This is a genomic window from Bacillus salipaludis (assembly GCF_004358205.1).
The window spans coordinates 74179-89952 of record NZ_SMYO01000016.1 but is presented as its reverse complement, the minus strand read 5'-3'; the positions used below and the strand labels follow the sequence as shown (position 1 = coordinate 89952).

Genomic DNA, 15774 nt, shown 5'->3' with positions numbered 1-15774 from the left:
ATAAGAAACGCGAAGAAGGAAAACTTTATAAAGTAGCTGTAATCGCTTGTGCAAATAAGCTCTTACACTGGATTTACGCACTATTAAAAACCAACACTACTTTCCAAGATATCGCTTAATTTATAAATAAAACCAAACAATACAAAACCTTCCAAAAGTCGAATCTAGGAGGGTTGTTTGTCATGCGCATTTTAGTATAACATAAAAAGTTTTATGTTTTTATTGAAAAATGTTGACAAACTATTAGCTGGTTTACTTTAAGTACAATACTTCACAATCTTTTTTACACCTCAATAAACTCAATCCCTTAAATGTGTTGTCCATGCAAAAAGACGCCTTCTTATTAGAGAAAAGCGCCCTTTAATGGAAGACCGTTCAACATTATTAAGGGCCCTCTAGCTACTTACAAAAGATATTGCAGAAAAGCATCCTAGAAAGTTTAAGAGAAATTATCCTCTCATATTGTCTATTGGGTTCTATGAACCTTGTACCCACCCATATATCCCCAACAACTTATATCAATTCAGAATTTCAAATTATTAAACGATTGATCTAGCAATTCTAAATCCGATATCATCTATATAAAAATCAGGCATACTCTTACGACGACAAGTAGCTCCACATCCACGTTCTTCTTCTGCCCAACTTCCTCCACGAATTATTCTGTAATTACCAAATGTCTCTTCATCGTATAAATCCCAGCACCACTCCCAAATATTCCCGATCATGTCAAATAAGCCCCAATCATTAGACTTTTTCTTACCAACTTCGTGTACTCGTTCGTTAGAATTATCTTTATACCAAGCGATTTCATCAATTTCACCATACCGATATCCATTTGATTTTGCCTTACATGCATATTGCCATTCAGCATCTGTCGGTAAACGAAAACCATTAGTATTATAATTGCAAAGAACTGATTTTCTTTCATTATCAAAATCATAAAACTTGTCATAACCCAGTGTATCAGATAATAAATTACAAAAATTCACTGCATCTATCCATGAAACATTAACAACTGGTTTTCGAGCCTCAGTTGTTGTTAAAAATTTCTCCCCCGTAATATTCGCATAAAGCTCTTCTGTCACCGTATATTTGGCAAGATAAAATGGCTTAATTTCAACATTCCAAATAACTTCCTTTAAATTTTTCCTAATACCCGGCATTCCAAATTTATAGTTTGAACTAATCCATTTTTGCTCGTTTCGAAAATCTCGTAGGCTGATTTCGCCTTCAGGAATATACACCATTAAATCTTTTAAGTAGCCATTTAAGTTAGCTAACATTGTCCTCTCCTAGGTCTTGAATTAATGTTATTAGACACAAATTCCATAATAAGACATCTTTTAAGGATAATTGTTTAAGCATTTCTTCACAATATCATACCAATATTAACATAAATATCCAGTTTCGTTTGGAAGTCTATTCAAGAATATGGCCCTATAAAAGAAAAAGGCGCGTTCCTAAAATAAACGCGCCCTTTAATTTAATAAATAATTAACTAATTTCTATATGAATGACCGACAGTTGTCATTTTAATTTTGATAAAATCCATGTTCCGAATGGATAACCTGGTCTGTTATCCAATTAGCATCTTCACTAGCAAGAAATGCTACAATGTGTGCAGCATCTTCTGGTAGTCCAATACGTCCCATTTGGGAATTTAGGTAATAAATACTCTCTTATTTCATCCGTCATCCAAGTTGAATCTCTTTTATTTAACGAATAAAAAAGCCGATTTCCCAGTTTAAGAATCGACTTTAAAAAATTTTTAACTTGAAATGGGGGTTCGATTGGGCACAAAAATGTATTGGGTTTTCCTAGTACAAAATCGTAATCATTTAAAAAATAAATCCTAGACTTTTCGCTTCATATACTAGCTCCTCTCGAAATTTTGGATGGGCAATATTGATTAATTCCGTTGCTCGTTGCGAAATGCTTTTTCCTCGTAACTCGGCTACACCATATTCAGTTACAATGCGATCGACATCATTTTTAGAAGTCGTAACTACTGATCCAGTAGTCAGACAAGGACGAATTTTTGAGATAGAGCCATCCCTTGTCGTAGAATGCAGACAAATAAATCCTTTTCCTTTTTTAGCAAAACGAGCTCCCTGAGCAAAATCAACTTGTCCCCCGCTTGAACTATAATATTTACCGCCGATTGTTTCCGACGCACATTGTCCGAAGAAATCGACCTCTGTTGTCGCATTAATGGAAATCATTTGGTCCTCTTTTGCGATTTCCCGGGGATCATTAACCAATTCAACGGGAAGAAATTCAACGCCTGTATTTTCGTGGATAAACTCATATAACCGTTTTGTTCCTAATGCAAAGGTCGCGATTATTTTCCCTGGATATGTCTTTTTCTCGATTCCATTTACAATTCCCGCTTCCACTAAGTCAACTACTCCATCAGACAATAATTCTGTGTGTACCCCCAGGTTTTTATGGCTACCTAACAAACTTATGACTGCATTTGGAATTGCCCCAATGCCAGATTGAATTGTTGACCCGTCCTCGATTTGCTCCGAAATGAAAGATGCTATACGTTGATCTATATCCGTGATAGAAGGAGGAGGAACTTCATGTAAAGGATAATCAACAGGAATATACCCCTCTATTTGACTAATATGGATTTGATTAGCTCCAAAGGTTCGCGGCATCTGTTGATTAACTTCTAAGAAAAAAGGAACTTTCCCTATAAAAGAAGCAACATAATCCGCTTGGGTACCTAAAGAGAAGAACCCATGTTCATCCATTGGAGATGCACAAGATAAAACCAGAGAAGTTTTCGTCGTTTCACGCAAAAGACGAGGAACTTCATGAAAGTGATTTGGGACAAGTTCACACTGTCCTTGTAAAAAAGCCTTTCGTGAAGCCTCGCTTAAAAAATAAGAAACATAGGAAAGTGACGGTTTCATTCTCCCATAGATATACGATCTTTCCCTTAATGCATGCATTTGATGGATTCTAACATTTTGAAAGTGAACAGCATTTTCCTCTATTATATCCATTAATACTCTCGGTTCTCCGTTGGCAATAGGAAGAAGGAGATCATCTCCATCCTGGATGAAGTATAACACATCTTCTGGTTCTTTCTTTTTTATCTTCAACCATTGCTTAAATGAATTCTCCATCCCAATCCCCTTTCTGCTTTCTTAATATTTCTTCATTACCAAAGCTTCACCATCTACAACCATTTCCTCGTGCTGATTCCAAATCTGTGTTTTTAATTTAATTAATTTCTTGTCATCCCGTTTTTCCACTACTTCTACGGTTGCTTTAATCGTATCACCCATTTTGACAGGAGCTGTAAATGTAAAGTTTTGAGACAGATAGATCGAGTTCGGGCCAGGAAGCTTCATTCCAAGAACAGTGGAAATAAAACTTCCAGTTAAAAGACCATGGGCAATTCTTTCCTTAAAGAATGTATTTTTAGCAAACTCCCCATCTATGTGCATGGGGTTAAAATCACCTGTAAGACCTGCAAATTGATAAATATCAAATTCAGAAATGGTTTTGGAAAAAACAGCGCTATCTCCTATTTGAATATCCTCATAGGTCAACTCTTTTTGCATTTATGTACATCCCTTTCTCTTCGTTATTAATGATTATCCCCTATAATACTATAGCCTGCATCGACATAAATGGTTTGACCGGTTATCCCGGAACTCAAATTACTTAAAAGAAAGAGTGACGAATTTGCGATTTCTTCTATCGTAGCATTATGCTTTAAGGGAGAATGTTTACTTGTGTATTCATATAAGTCATCGAAATCACCGATTCCACTTGCTGCACGGGTTTTTACTGTTCCTGGAGATAACGCATTCACCCGGATATTAAATTCTCCTACATCTGATGCTAAATAACGAACACTGCTTTCAAGCGCAGCTTTTGCCACTCCCATAACATTGTAGTTTTTCACTACTTTTTCTGAACCGTAATACGAGAGTGTCAATATAGAGGCATTGCGCCCTTCCATCATTTTAAAAGTTCTTCTGACAATATCCGTAAGTGAATATACGCTAATAATCATTGATTGAACGAAGCCCTCTAACGAGATATCCATATACTTTCCTGATAGTTCTCCCTTGTGGGGACCACCTGCTACAGCATGTACAATAAAGTCAAGTTCACCTTTAAATTGGTGTTCCAGCTGTTCGAGAACCTCTGTTACATGGTGTGGATCTGTTAAATCCATCCTTTCATAAAATGGACTATCAATCGATTGAAATAATGGAATTACATAAGAAGCCGTCTTTTCATTTTGATAGGTAAAAGCAAGTTCAGCCCCCTCCTCAGCTAACCGTTTCGAAATTGCCCATGCAATACTATGTTCATTTGCTACTCCAAGAACTAGCCCTTTCTTTCCTTCCATTAGCTTTTTCATCTTGTACCCTCTTACTTTTAGTTTTATTTTTATTCAAAAACATATTTCAAAAAATTAGGGTGCTGCTTTCAAGCTATCTATCAAACTTTGACAAACTACATAAAGTAACAAAAAATAAAGTTCTGGTGTAAAAATATATTCACTAGAATATTAAAACAGAATATCCTGTTTAATTAATGTAAAGGTGTCGACTATTTAACGATGAATACTGGGCAACAGGACTTTTGTACGACATAATGGCTGACACTACCTAAGAATATTTCCTTCAATCCGCTTAAGCCACGGCTTCCCATAACAATAAGATCAACATTCTCTTGCTTGACAAAATCCACAATCGAACTAGCAGGGTTTCCTTCTAATAGGTATGTTTTTATCTTGTTTGGTAGAGCTTTCAGTTTCTGTTCTACTTCATTGAGTGCTTCTTTTGCCTCTTTAAGTTGAGCTTCACGTACTGGATCCCCGTTACCGTAGTAATAGATGGAACCAGTTACATCAATAACCGTGATAACATTCAATTCGATTCTTTCATCCTGTTTTGCTAGCATCATAGCCGTTTCCAATGCTTTTTTGCTTAATTCAGAATTATCATATGGGACCACTACTTTAGTGCATACTGTTAACATTTATTTCATCCTTCCCCAATAAATCCTATTTTCAATTTTATTATACACCTGGTAGTGTTTAATATCTGTGTACAAATTGTTAATTTTTGGGGTCCTACCAACTAAAAGCTCAAAACATACGCTAAGGGATTGTACAGAAAATGAGGAATATAAATTGCATTACGGCAACATTCGAAACAATATCTTTCGAGGCTACATACGTTGTTCCCCAAATAAGTTCAACAAATGGAAAGAAATATCTGCTGTCTAACGAGAGCGCCAAATCTTATACACATAGAAATAAAAAATGAATTTTTTCTCGTACGATTATGACTTGATGGCTCCCAAATGTTTTTTTGTATGTACTCCATCTTCTTATCACCTCTCTTTAATTTACCATAATTTTCTGAAAAGAACTCGTAAATATTTTGTATGGGTTTATCACATTTCAATTTTATGATACATAAGCAAGGGTTTATTTAACTAAATGATCAGTTAAGCGAAAATCTTCACAACTTCTTCCCTTACCAATTTTATTTAAACGTGTTGTTAAACAATCTGGCCCAATTATTGAATAAGAGCTAAAGACGATTCTTCCACTAAATTGCCCCATTAGTTTAAGTGAAATGTTTCACAATTTCTACTCTATAATTCAAAATAAATATACAGGTATTATAGGGTAATTACTGTCATAGTTTAAGGTGTTCTCTAGAAGTTAATCATAACTTTTATTTATAAACAACGAAATTTTATAAATTAATAGTGATTATGATGTTGTCATTATTCATACAATTATCATATAAAATATTTTATTATTTATAATATATGTTGATATATATGTTATATTATCAAATACCTTTTATAAAATTAACTTTAAGTAAAGCCTTTTCTAATTATGAAAATTGGTGTGTTCTCTATTTAAGTAAAGAAAAATATTAAACTTATCCTTTTACTAACTCTCATTGTGCAGCAAGAGCCTTTCTCCTATCATATATCTCCTAAAAAAGTATTAATACCAGCAACAACCCTTTGCTTATAAAATCAATTAAAAAATTATTTAAGTGTGGCTAAAATTTACCAATTCTATGTTAGGAATAATCTAACCTATTTACTCCAAACTAATAGTGTAAATAAATTACACCTAGGAGATGATACATATGGCACGAAGCAACAATAACAATCAGCTTTTAGTTTCAGGAGTAGAGCAAGCACTTGAACAAATGAAGTTTGAAATTGCACAAGAATTTGGTGTACAGCTCGGGGCCAAGACATCTTCAAGAGCCAACGGTTCTGTCGGTGGCGAAATTACAAAACGCTTAGTAAGAATGGCTGAACAACAATTCGGTGGGACTTTCAATTAATACAAATGCTCATTAAAATTAAAGGCTAGTGATGATAAAGAATTATGACACCGCTTATATAGTGGTGTCATAATTTGTTTTATAAGTACTTTTAATATTGTTTTCTTTTTGAAATGTTAGATTATGGGGATGACTGAACTTTTAGCTGATCTACAATAGGAACAGATTTAGTTTTCGAGTTTTCTAATAAATCCCGCACGACGAATTTAGATGAACTACTATACATAAAACGAAAAATAAATTTGTTAGAATGCAAATCTCCAACACACTAAAAAATGGTAAATTTTCTTTTCCTTTTGGTAATATATTTTCATTTTTCCAATCAGCGTATCTCCCTACCCCCTAGCTGATTTTTTTGATTTAAAGTTCAGAATAAATATATCTTATTGGAACTTAGATAATAGATAGAACGGATATTCTGTGATATTTTCAAGTAAAGATAATTAGGTATTATCTTTACTATACATAATATTATTATTTCAAACTAGAAAACTTAGGAGATCAAACATGAATTACTTGACTCTTCTTCAAAATATAAATGGTGAACAGTATTTAACTCATTTACAGGAGAATCTAAAAAATCGTCAACTACTTGATGAAAATAGAAACCTCACTCTCGAAGATAGTTCTGAACAGGATTTTCTTGAATTGTTTTTTTTAGAGAAAATATTCCCACAAGATAAAAAGCTCTCTCCTCATACCATAAAAGCATACCGTTCAGATGCGAAAACGCTGCTCACCTTTTTAACGGACCATTCCCTATCCTTTCGGGATATTGGATTTCCAGAAGTAAAAGCTTATAACAAATTTATTAAAGAAAAGTATGCAGCTAAGTCAGCCATCAGGAAATTAGAGTTTTTCAGAAGGGTGCTCGATTTTGGTTATGAAACTCAATTTTATAAAGCCCACCTGTCTACTTGGATCACTAAGCCGGTATCTAAAAAAGGACATTATATAATAGAAGAAACTCGTCACGATGAAGCTCAAACTCGTGTACAAGTAAGGGAATTGAATCAAAAAGAGGCAGAATTTCTGATCTCCTTCTTTCCTAAAATTGTGAAAGCAACGAGAAATCGTGAACAATTGGAGAAGCGAAATTTACTGATTGGCTATCTACTCTATACCACAGGGCTTCGAGCAAGTGAACTTTTGAGTTTGAATTGGGGAAGTTTTCGGTATAACCGAAAAGGGTTTTTATTTGCAGATGTTATTGGAAAAGGAAATAAGCCGCGATCAATCCCTATTAGAGATGAAACCAAGGATATTCTATTTAGCTATCGGAAAAGCATGGGCGAATCAGTTGAGATTAACATGCAAGATACAAATCCTCTTTTTTTCGCTATATATAATAAAAATGTACCTATTGTAAATAAAAAACGATTAACATACCCTGCCCTATATAAAATTGTAAAAGAAGCAGTGCATCTGGCTGGTAATAATTTAAAAGTAACGCCCCATTGGTTCCGTCATACTTTTGTGACTCTTCTACTGGAAAATGATGTACCTCTTGCGGTTGTTAAGGATTGGGCTGGCCATTCTGATATATCTACTACGAATATTTATTTAGAACGAATCAACCAAGATAACTCATACCTTCATTTAAATAAAGTTAACTTGTTTTAATTACTTACTTAATACTATAAATATTCTTAGTTGTTCTAATCTTTCCAATAATATGATTAACGTTCTAAACTCTTTTGGACAGAAATTCCTACAAAAGTTTTTTTCTGGTTGTTAATTTATTTATTGATTTATAGCTTGAATGCAAAAACGCTGGAATTCCTTAGCTACCTGTTTACAACTATTTTTAAATATTAGGGTACGTTTGTACCCTTTATTTAACATAGGTAATATCCAATTGAAATACTTCAATTTAATAAGTGCCTGGGGATGTAACAGCTTCAAACGCAAGATGGTTATTTAAAAGTTATCTCGGGCTTCGTAACTTTATTTCTTTTTTCTTCTATTATATTATCCTCTAAAATAAACTCTCCTTGATAACCGTATGGAGGTGTTACTTGGATTAAAATCCATTCTTTGTCCGGGCGTACATATAAAAAGTTTATGTAAATTTAGCACATATCGAATTTAGAAAATTAATGATATAATCAAATCCAGGTTTGATTAGAATTATTACAAGATTAAACATTTATATCTCCATATTTTTCTTTTGTAAAAGATTTAGTTGTCTTTACTTTACATAATATAATTATTGTTAATAATCAAATTGGACATCGTATATGAATTACTTGACTCTTCTTCAAAATATAATTGCTAAATATACTTAACACATTTACAGGAGAATCTAAAAAATCGTCAACTACTTAATTAAAATAGAAACCTTACTCTCGAAAATAATTCTAAACAGGATTTTCTTGAATTGTTTTTTGAGAAACTTTTACCTCAAAATAAAATATCTCTCTCCTCACGAACAAAAAATACCGTTCAGATGCAAAAACGCTACTCATTTTTTTGACAGATCATTCCCTTTCCTTTCGGTATTTTGGTTTTCTTAGGTTACTCGATTTCGGTTATGAAACTCAATTTTACAAAGCCCACCTTTCAACTAGATTCTCTATCCAGTATCTAAAAAAGGACACTATATAATAGAAGAAACTCGTCACAAGGAAGTTCAAACTCGTTAGCAAGTCAGGGAGGTGAATCAAAGAGATGCTGAATTTCTTATCACCTTTTTTCCTAAAGTGGTAAAGGTAAAAGGAATCGTGAACAATTGGAGAAACGAAATTTGCTGATTGGTTACCTACTCTTTACGACTAGGCTGCGACTATGATTTTGTTCAACACGCCCTCACCTCGATCGGAATTACGCATGGCCCGAGCCTTACAGAAATCATTTTCACAATCGATGGTCCTAAAATCGTCGAAACACACACCCGCTTAGGCGGAGATTATATTCCAGAGCTAATTAACATGGTAAGTGATATAGATTTGCTAGATTTATGGGCAAAACAAGCAATGGGTGAAAGCATTATAAATGAGATTCCACAAACCCCGAGTATGAAAAAATCGGCCGCTATCTGGTATGGAACTCCTTCTTCCGTTGGACTAGTAAAAGAGGTTTTAGGTGAAGAAGAAGCTAAATCGCAAGCCGGAGTTTCTAGAGTTGAAATCTTGCAAAAACAGGGACTTAAGATTACGGGTATGAAAGACAGTTTCTCACGTTCCGCATGCGTGCTGGCCACAGGAGAAAACACAGATGTTGCACTACTAAATACTCAATGTGCACTCAACAAGATCAAATTTGTCATTGAAGATGAGGAAACTGAAGGAGTCATCGTATGCTCCAGTTAATCAAGAACAGGCCCTTCTTTCTCTATCTTTTCAGTCATACTCTTTCAAACATTGGGTTAGGCATTCACTTATTCACCATGTCTTGGTTAGTTCTGGACCTGACGGAATCCACTTCTTCCTTGGGCTGGTTGTTATCCTTGTCAACCCTACACGTCATTATTCTCTCCCCATTCTTTGGAGTTTTAATCGATAATTGGGATAGAAGGCTGATAGTAGTAGTCATTCAATTATTAAAAGGGATTCTCCTGCTTACTGTTCCTATTCTTTTACTGACAGGGACCTTTCATCTTTATGTCCTATATGGTATTTCGTTCCTTATGGCCATAGCTGACCGCTTGTATTATCCTGCTTCTAAGGGACTCATGAGGGAAATGCTTTGCAAAGATCAATTGCTATCGGCAAACTTAGTATGCACCTATCCGAAACAAATAAAGGGTTTTGTAAATCAGAATCAATCAGGAATGTATCCGTTTTAAGAAATTAGATCTGTATTTCCTTTTTTATGCTTGCTCTTAATTTAGAATGATTTTTTTTAACATGGTTGGATAAAGTTCCAATTTTTTCAATAGTAATGGACACCTGATCTCCATCTTTTAACCATATTTGTGGATTTCTTCCCATTCCTACTCCTGGTGGAGTACCTGTTGCAATTATATCGCCCGGCTTTAAGGTCATTGACTGGGATAGAAAAGATACAATGTATGGAATGTTAAAAATTAAATTCTTCGTATTGGACTGTTGCATGATTTCATCATTCAAGCATAAAGAAATATCTAAATTATGCGGATCTCCTACTTCGTCTTTCGTTACGACCGTTGGCCCAATTGGAGCAAACGTATCAGCTGACTTTCCGCGTGACCATTGACCATCGGTAAATTGAAGATCTCTTGCACTAACATCATTCATTATGGTATAGCCAAAGATATAATCTTCCGCTTCTTCTTCAGTAACACATTTCGCTTCCTTCCCAATAACAATTGCCAACTCTGCTTCAAAATCTACTTGATTGGAGTTGATCGGCAGTTCAATTGCAGCGTTTTCTCCAATAATTGCATTCGCATATTTTGAAAAAATAACCGGTGATGCAGGCGGTTCCAATCCTGTTTCTTTGCAATGGTCCAGATAGTTTAAACCTACACAAATGATTTTTTCCGGCTGGGCAATTGGAGCTAAAATCTCCACTTCGGAAATGAGAAATAATACATCTCCGCTCTTTTCCGAAACTTCATCTTTATTCTTAAGAAGCGTTCTAACATATGGAAGGACTGTTTCGCTCTGTTCAATAAGCTGTTTCAAATCATTGGCGATAAAAAATGCCGCAGAATTATTATTCTTAGATAGTTTTTCTAAAGTGTGTAAGTCTAAAATATGATTCTCTTTTACTACACCAAGATGTGTTTCCGATTGGGTTCTAAAAGCCACAAATTTCATTTAAATCACTCCTTTTTAATTATTTGCTGCAGTTGCAGTGATGATCTTTGGAATTCCAAGCCCTTCTGCACCTAATTTTGACATTTTGGCTTCAGGATAATAACGCTCGATCATTTGAACACCGATTGCAGCACGGCGTACACGCTCTTGTACAAGTGAAATATTTGTTGATTCCCACTGTTTTCCAGAAGGATAAACATCCGGGTGATTACGCAGACCAAATTTAATATAAACCGGTGCTAACACACGAATAATTTCCGGAATTTCATAGTAGCGTAAGAAACCGCCGAAATTGTCTGGAACCTCAACATATAAATCTATTGGTATATCAATAGATTTGCGAATGGATGCTAGTTTTGGCAAGGTGAGTGCAGATGGAACATTATAAGTTCCTGCCCCTAGATCTTGCATTAGTCTTATAGAAACAGGGTTAGCTGACCCCATTTGCACGGATACTTTTACAACAAAATCTTCTGGAAGCTGTCCTGCTTTTTTCATTTCTTTTGTCAAAATTAAAAGTCCCTCATCGGCTACCAATGCACCTCTAAGTCCCAACTTAGCCCCTCTTTTTAAATCTTCCATTGCATAGACTAACTGATCGGCGCCTTCATGACGTAAAGCTTGAGACTTACCAGCGCTTGTCAATGGCCCGGAACTGATATCCCAGGTGCCCCGCGGCCCGACAAACAAACTAAGTTCCATTCCTCTTTCTGAAATTAGCCTGCACATTTCAAGAATTTCCTCATCTGTTTGAAGCATGATACCGCTTCCTTGAGAAATACGATGTACTGTCAATCCATAACGATCGATTTCTTTTAAAGTTTCTTTTAAAGCTGCTGGTCCTTCCACACTTGGCAGTTCAATCCGGTACTGTGCACCGTCAGGAAATGTTTTAAGGGATGTAGGAAGTTCTGTTAAATCTGTGGACGGGTAACCCAGTCTTTCTAGCAAATTTCTAGATTCTTTCATTATTTCGACCTTCTTTCAATTCAATATTCGATAAAAGTGAAGGTTATTTCTAAGGAAGTTCTGCTATATATATCAAATGGTAATAGTTCCCGGCCTAACATTGAGATCTACATTTCCCATCTTCCCCCATACAGGGATCGTGATTATTTGGTAACTAAGCCAAAACCAAGCAACGGTTCTCCATTCATGAAAGAAAGATTCTCTGGCTTAGAGATAACCTCAATATTTGGATTAGCTTCCACTTCTGATAGTAATGGTTCACTAATAATAATTTCACTTAGTTCCAATGTGCTTTTAATCCAAACAATTTTATGTTGGCAAGGTTCAACACCATTACACATCTTTACAGCGATACGCAGTGCATCTTCTGGAGTTGCTGCGACCATCGGGATTTTTACAGTAACTGATTCGGTACTTGTGAAAGCATTAGTATACATCGAAATGAAATCAATCTTATTGAACAGTTTCTGTGTGATTACATCCGCTGGTCCCAATCCGTTCGCATTTCCATGTGATTCCTTGGTTAAATCGAAAATGCATGACGTTTGAAACTCTGGACCTCCGCTGGCATACTTCGTAATGTAAAGCCCGGTGACATTCGGATCCTGTCCATCACCACTAATGTTTTTTCCGATTTCTTCAATCACCAAAACATCAAATTTTTGAAATAATATTTTCCCCATAATATTTTTACTTTCTAGAAGCAGTGATTTTTCTCGTTCCAATGTCAAAACATCTTTCTTAGGTATGACTTCGATTTTGTACGTTTCTTCATAGGCATTCTCTACAATTGAAACTGAAAACAGAAATTTTGTTTTTTCAGCAATCATACACCCGATTTTAGGAATGAGTTCTGCAAATCGTCCAAATCCTTTACTATGTACACAGTCTGCACCCCTCTGTTTACCAAGACCAATCACTAGCATTTTACAAATGCCGCTCTCAACTTCGCCACGAAACGCTGTATGTGGTTTAATTCTTGGTATAATCACGATACCGTCTGCTTGCAGAGCACTTTTAGCTACATAAATCTTTAATCCAGGTTCAATCTCCCCTATAGACTCCACATCCATCGAAGCATCAATAGTCACTCCCATTTTCTCCTCAGTAATTCCATAAGCCTCCAAAATGCCCGCTTGGCCTTCTGGTGTAGCTCCACCATGGCTGCCCATGACTGGGATAATAAAAGGTTCAGCTCCTGCTAGCTTTAAATTTTCAATCACACATTTTGTAATCTTGGCGATGTTCCTGATTCCCCGGCTGCCAACACCCACAGCAATTCGTTTTCCTTGGAGTCCAGCTAAATAAGGCGCCATATTCTTACAAATTTCACCAGGGATATTATCTAACCGCTGACTATTGAAATGTTGTTTAATTTTCAAAAATTTAGGTAATTGTATTTCCGGATATACAGTTAAATCAAGAGATTCCATTCCTTTTTTCACCCCTAGTTTCATAGGTTTGATTTCAAAGCGAATAATAACATCTATTTTCGTATGATCTGCCCTGCCTATCATCTGTTAAACGTTTCTAGTATATAATTCTTTTAGTGATCCGTGTTTTGTACTATCTCAAAATTGTTCGATTCTACTTCAAGTGCCTTTTTACCAGCTTCTAACACTTTAATAATTTGGTCCACATCATAGACGCTCCCTTTCCAAATTCCACCACTGACGGCTTGCAATGCAGCCCACAAGCGGGTATCATCCGGTAAATTCGGATCCGGTTCTAAATTTGGATTGGGCTCCCGCTCTTCCAGAATCAATGCTCCTTCTTCCGGAGTAAAGATTTGTTTCCCTTCTCCAATAAAATTAATACTTCCTTCTAGCTTATTTCGGTCTACTACTATCTTAATCACATCTCCTGTCCGTAGTTTTCCTACAGGACCGCCTGCTAACGCCTCTGGACCTACATGACCTATACAAGCACCGGTCGAAACTCCTGAAAAACGAGCATCCGTTATGAGCGACACAAACTTTCCAAACGACAAGTGCTTTAAAGCTGATGTCAGCTGATAGGTTTCTTCCATTCCTGAACCGGAAGGACCGCGGCCGATTACGACCATGATATCTCCAGCTTCAATTTTCCCGCTTTTAATTGCCGTAATAGCAGACTTTTCAGAAGTAAAGACTTTCGCTTTTCCTGTGTGGCGATAAATTCCGTCTTCATCTACAACAGATGGATCAATTGCCGTGGACTTAATCACAGATCCCTCAGGTGCAATATTTCCGGTTGGAAACGTTACTGTAGAAGTTAATCCACGGACTTTTGCTTGATCCGGGCTCATAATCACATCATCCGGATCTACTCCATCTGTTTCCTTAAGCCGTTTTCTGATTTCAGCGCGTCGTTCTGAAGATTCCCACCAGTCTAATACTGTACCCAACTTCTCTCCCGTGACGGTAAGAACAGACTCTTCTAAAACACCCAGCCTACGAAGATGAAGCATGACCTCTGGCACCCCGCCAGCCATGAAAGCCCGAATGGTAGGATGGTGTTCGGGTCCATTAGGCAAAACACTTACTAACCTGGGAACTTCTTTGTTAATGTGAATCCAATCCTGAACCGTTGGAATGTTTAATTTGGCTGCATGAGCAATTGCTGGAATATGCAGCAACAAGTTTGTCGATCCTCCAAAAGCGGCATGAAGGACCATCGCGTTTTGGATCGCTGCATCTGTTAAAATATCCTTCATCCTCAGGCCCTTGGATTCCATGGTAATCACTGCCCGAGCAGATTGACGGGCCATCTCCTCCCAAATCGGCTGTCCAGATGGTGCCAAGGCCGAATGTGGTAAAGACATTCCTAATCCTTCAGCTACTACTTGAGATGTAGCCGCTGTCCCTAAAAACTGACATCCGCCTCCTGGTGTAGCACAAGCTCTGCATCCTAAATCAGCGGCATCCTCTAAAGACAACTCGTTCTGTGCATAACGCGCACCAATCGTTTGTACCTTACCGGCATCCTCTCCATTCGTAGGCGGAAGAGTTACCCCACCAGGAATAATAATGCAGGGTAAATCATGCATTGCGGCCAAGGCAAGCATGGTAGCCGGAAGGCCTTTATCACAAGTGGCAACACCAATAACCGCCTTGCGGGTTGGTAAGGAACGGATTAATCTGCGGTAAACTATTGCGGCATCGTTACGATAAGGGAAAGAATCGAACATCCCTGTGGTGCCTTGGGATCTTCCATCACACGGATCACTCACAAATCCGGCGAATGGTACGCCTCCTTTCTTTCGAATTTCTTCTGCGGCCGCCCGCATAAGCAATCCTACCTCCCAATGCCCTGTATGATACCCTAAAGCAATTGGAGTCCCATCCTCAGCTCGAATGCCCCCTTGTGTACTAAGGATAAGAATTTGTTTTCCTAACAATTCGCTAGGCTTCCATCCCATACCGACATTTTGAGATAATCCGAATAAATCTCCACTTGGAGAATGTAACAGCATATCAGGTGTTAACGGAAGAGAACCGGTAGGACCGGGGGCATGAGGATGAACCCGATACAGCTCCTCCCGGTCCTTTCCCATAATATAGTGTAATCGCTCGCTCATCGTATATTTCTCCTTTCTCAAAATCTATAAGGTTAGAATGTTATAATTTCATGCTCCGCTTTTTAATAATTTTTTTGAAAAGTTCAATCCGGAAGAGATCCATTGTACTCCTAACTCCTCTTGTTGCCCGTATCACCCTATCTTTTTT

13 protein-coding genes and 1 pseudogene are annotated in these 15774 nt (G+C 36.8%); 4 read left to right on the top strand and 10 right to left on the bottom strand.

All coding sequences use genetic code 11. The features are described 5' to 3' along the window. Window positions 1-539 precede the first annotated feature (539 nt). The 6 genes and pseudogenes from E2K98_RS24600 to E2K98_RS24575 all read right to left on the bottom strand — a co-directional run bounded on the left by E2K98_RS24600 (window position 540) and on the right by E2K98_RS24575 (window position 5016). A complete protein-coding gene (locus E2K98_RS24600) occupies window positions 540-1286 on the bottom strand; it encodes a formylglycine-generating enzyme family protein (protein ID WP_133338876.1) in 747 nt (248 codons plus the stop codon). A gap of 249 nt (window positions 1287-1535) precedes the next feature. Continuing rightward, a pseudogene (locus E2K98_RS24595) lies at window positions 1536-1710 on the bottom strand (SDR family oxidoreductase); the annotation flags it as partial. A gap of 131 nt (window positions 1711-1841) precedes the next feature. Continuing rightward, window positions 1842-3140 (bottom strand): acetyl-CoA hydrolase/transferase family protein, encoded by a 1299-nt coding sequence (locus tag E2K98_RS24590; protein ID WP_133338874.1) that lies wholly within the window; start codon window positions 3138-3140, stop codon window positions 1842-1844. A gap of 21 nt (window positions 3141-3161) precedes the next feature. Continuing rightward, window positions 3162-3581 (bottom strand): MaoC family dehydratase, encoded by a 420-nt coding sequence (locus E2K98_RS24585; RefSeq protein WP_133338872.1) that lies wholly within the window; start codon window positions 3579-3581, stop codon window positions 3162-3164. 26 nt (window positions 3582-3607) lie between these two features. Further along, entirely contained in the window at window positions 3608-4393 is a 786-nt protein-coding gene (locus E2K98_RS24580) for an enoyl-ACP reductase FabI (RefSeq protein ID WP_133338870.1), read from the bottom strand. A gap of 191 nt (window positions 4394-4584) precedes the next feature. After that, window positions 4585-5016: a universal stress protein gene (locus E2K98_RS24575; protein ID WP_133338868.1), complete on the bottom strand. Its 432-nt coding sequence runs from the start codon at window positions 5014-5016 to the stop codon at window positions 4585-4587. 1136 nt (window positions 5017-6152) lie between these two features. Between E2K98_RS24575 and E2K98_RS24570 the strand changes: the two genes are divergently transcribed. The 4 genes from E2K98_RS24570 (at window position 6153) to E2K98_RS24555 (ending at window position 10143) form a co-directional block, all read left to right on the top strand. Continuing rightward, complete coding sequence (locus tag E2K98_RS24570; protein ID WP_133338866.1) at window positions 6153-6356, top strand: alpha/beta-type small acid-soluble spore protein; 204 nt, start codon at window positions 6153-6155, stop codon at window positions 6354-6356. Between the two features lie 507 nt (window positions 6357-6863). After that, the gene (locus tag E2K98_RS24565) at window positions 6864-7979 is read left to right on the top strand and encodes a tyrosine-type recombinase/integrase (protein WP_133338864.1); all 1116 of its coding nucleotides are present in this window, start codon (window positions 6864-6866) and stop codon (window positions 7977-7979) included. 1130 nt (window positions 7980-9109) lie between these two features. After that, window positions 9110-9667, top strand: coding sequence for a hypothetical protein (locus E2K98_RS24560; RefSeq protein ID WP_133338862.1), 558 nt, complete (start codon window positions 9110-9112; stop codon window positions 9665-9667). After that, window positions 9655-10143, top strand: coding sequence for an MFS transporter (locus E2K98_RS24555; RefSeq protein WP_133338860.1), 489 nt, complete (start codon window positions 9655-9657; stop codon window positions 10141-10143). Before E2K98_RS24560 ends, E2K98_RS24555 begins: the two co-directional genes overlap by 13 nt. A gap of 4 nt (window positions 10144-10147) precedes the next feature. Here E2K98_RS24555 and E2K98_RS24550 read toward each other — a convergent pair whose 3' ends face one another. The 4 genes from E2K98_RS24550 to E2K98_RS24535 form a co-directional block, all read right to left on the bottom strand. Next, window positions 10148-11098 carry a fumarylacetoacetate hydrolase family protein gene (locus tag E2K98_RS24550; protein ID WP_133338858.1) on the bottom strand — a complete coding sequence of 317 codons (951 nt, stop codon included), beginning with the start codon at window positions 11096-11098 and terminating at the stop codon, window positions 10148-10150. 15 nt (window positions 11099-11113) lie between these two features. Next, window positions 11114-12067: a U32 family peptidase gene (locus E2K98_RS24545; RefSeq protein WP_133338856.1), complete on the bottom strand. Its 954-nt coding sequence runs from the start codon at window positions 12065-12067 to the stop codon at window positions 11114-11116. A gap of 143 nt (window positions 12068-12210) precedes the next feature. After that, complete coding sequence (locus E2K98_RS24540; protein WP_133338854.1) at window positions 12211-13500, bottom strand: nickel pincer cofactor-dependent isomerase, group 22; 1290 nt, start codon at window positions 13498-13500, stop codon at window positions 12211-12213. 113 nt (window positions 13501-13613) lie between these two features. Then, window positions 13614-15626 (bottom strand): YjhG/YagF family D-xylonate dehydratase, encoded by a 2013-nt coding sequence (locus E2K98_RS24535; protein WP_133338852.1) that lies wholly within the window; start codon window positions 15624-15626, stop codon window positions 13614-13616. Window positions 15627-15774 lie beyond the last annotated feature (148 nt).

Coding starts and splice junctions, on each gene's coding strand:
- E2K98_RS24590 (WP_133338874.1), bottom strand. CDS start 3,140: ATGGAGAATTCATTTAAGCAATGGTTGAAGATAAAAAAGAAAGAACCA.
- E2K98_RS24545 (WP_133338856.1), bottom strand. CDS start 12,067: ATGAAAGAATCTAGAAATTTGCTAGAAAGACTGGGTTACCCGTCCACA.
- E2K98_RS24565 (WP_133338864.1), top strand. CDS start 6,864: ATGAATTACTTGACTCTTCTTCAAAATATAAATGGTGAACAGTATTTA.
- E2K98_RS24575 (WP_133338868.1), bottom strand. CDS start 5,016: ATGTTAACAGTATGCACTAAAGTAGTGGTCCCATATGATAATTCTGAA.
- E2K98_RS24535 (WP_133338852.1), bottom strand. CDS start 15,626: ATGAGCGAGCGATTACACTATATTATGGGAAAGGACCGGGAGGAGCTG.
- E2K98_RS24550 (WP_133338858.1), bottom strand. CDS start 11,098: ATGAAATTTGTGGCTTTTAGAACCCAATCGGAAACACATCTTGGTGTA.
- E2K98_RS24555 (WP_133338860.1), top strand. CDS start 9,655: ATGCTCCAGTTAATCAAGAACAGGCCCTTCTTTCTCTATCTTTTCAGT.
- E2K98_RS24600 (WP_133338876.1), bottom strand. CDS start 1,286: ATGTTAGCTAACTTAAATGGCTACTTAAAAGATTTAATGGTGTATATT.
- E2K98_RS24580 (WP_133338870.1), bottom strand. CDS start 4,393: ATGAAAAAGCTAATGGAAGGAAAGAAAGGGCTAGTTCTTGGAGTAGCA.
- E2K98_RS24540 (WP_133338854.1), bottom strand. CDS start 13,500: ATGGAATCTCTTGATTTAACTGTATATCCGGAAATACAATTACCTAAA.
- E2K98_RS24570 (WP_133338866.1), top strand. CDS start 6,153: ATGGCACGAAGCAACAATAACAATCAGCTTTTAGTTTCAGGAGTAGAG.
- E2K98_RS24585 (WP_133338872.1), bottom strand. CDS start 3,581: ATGCAAAAAGAGTTGACCTATGAGGATATTCAAATAGGAGATAGCGCT.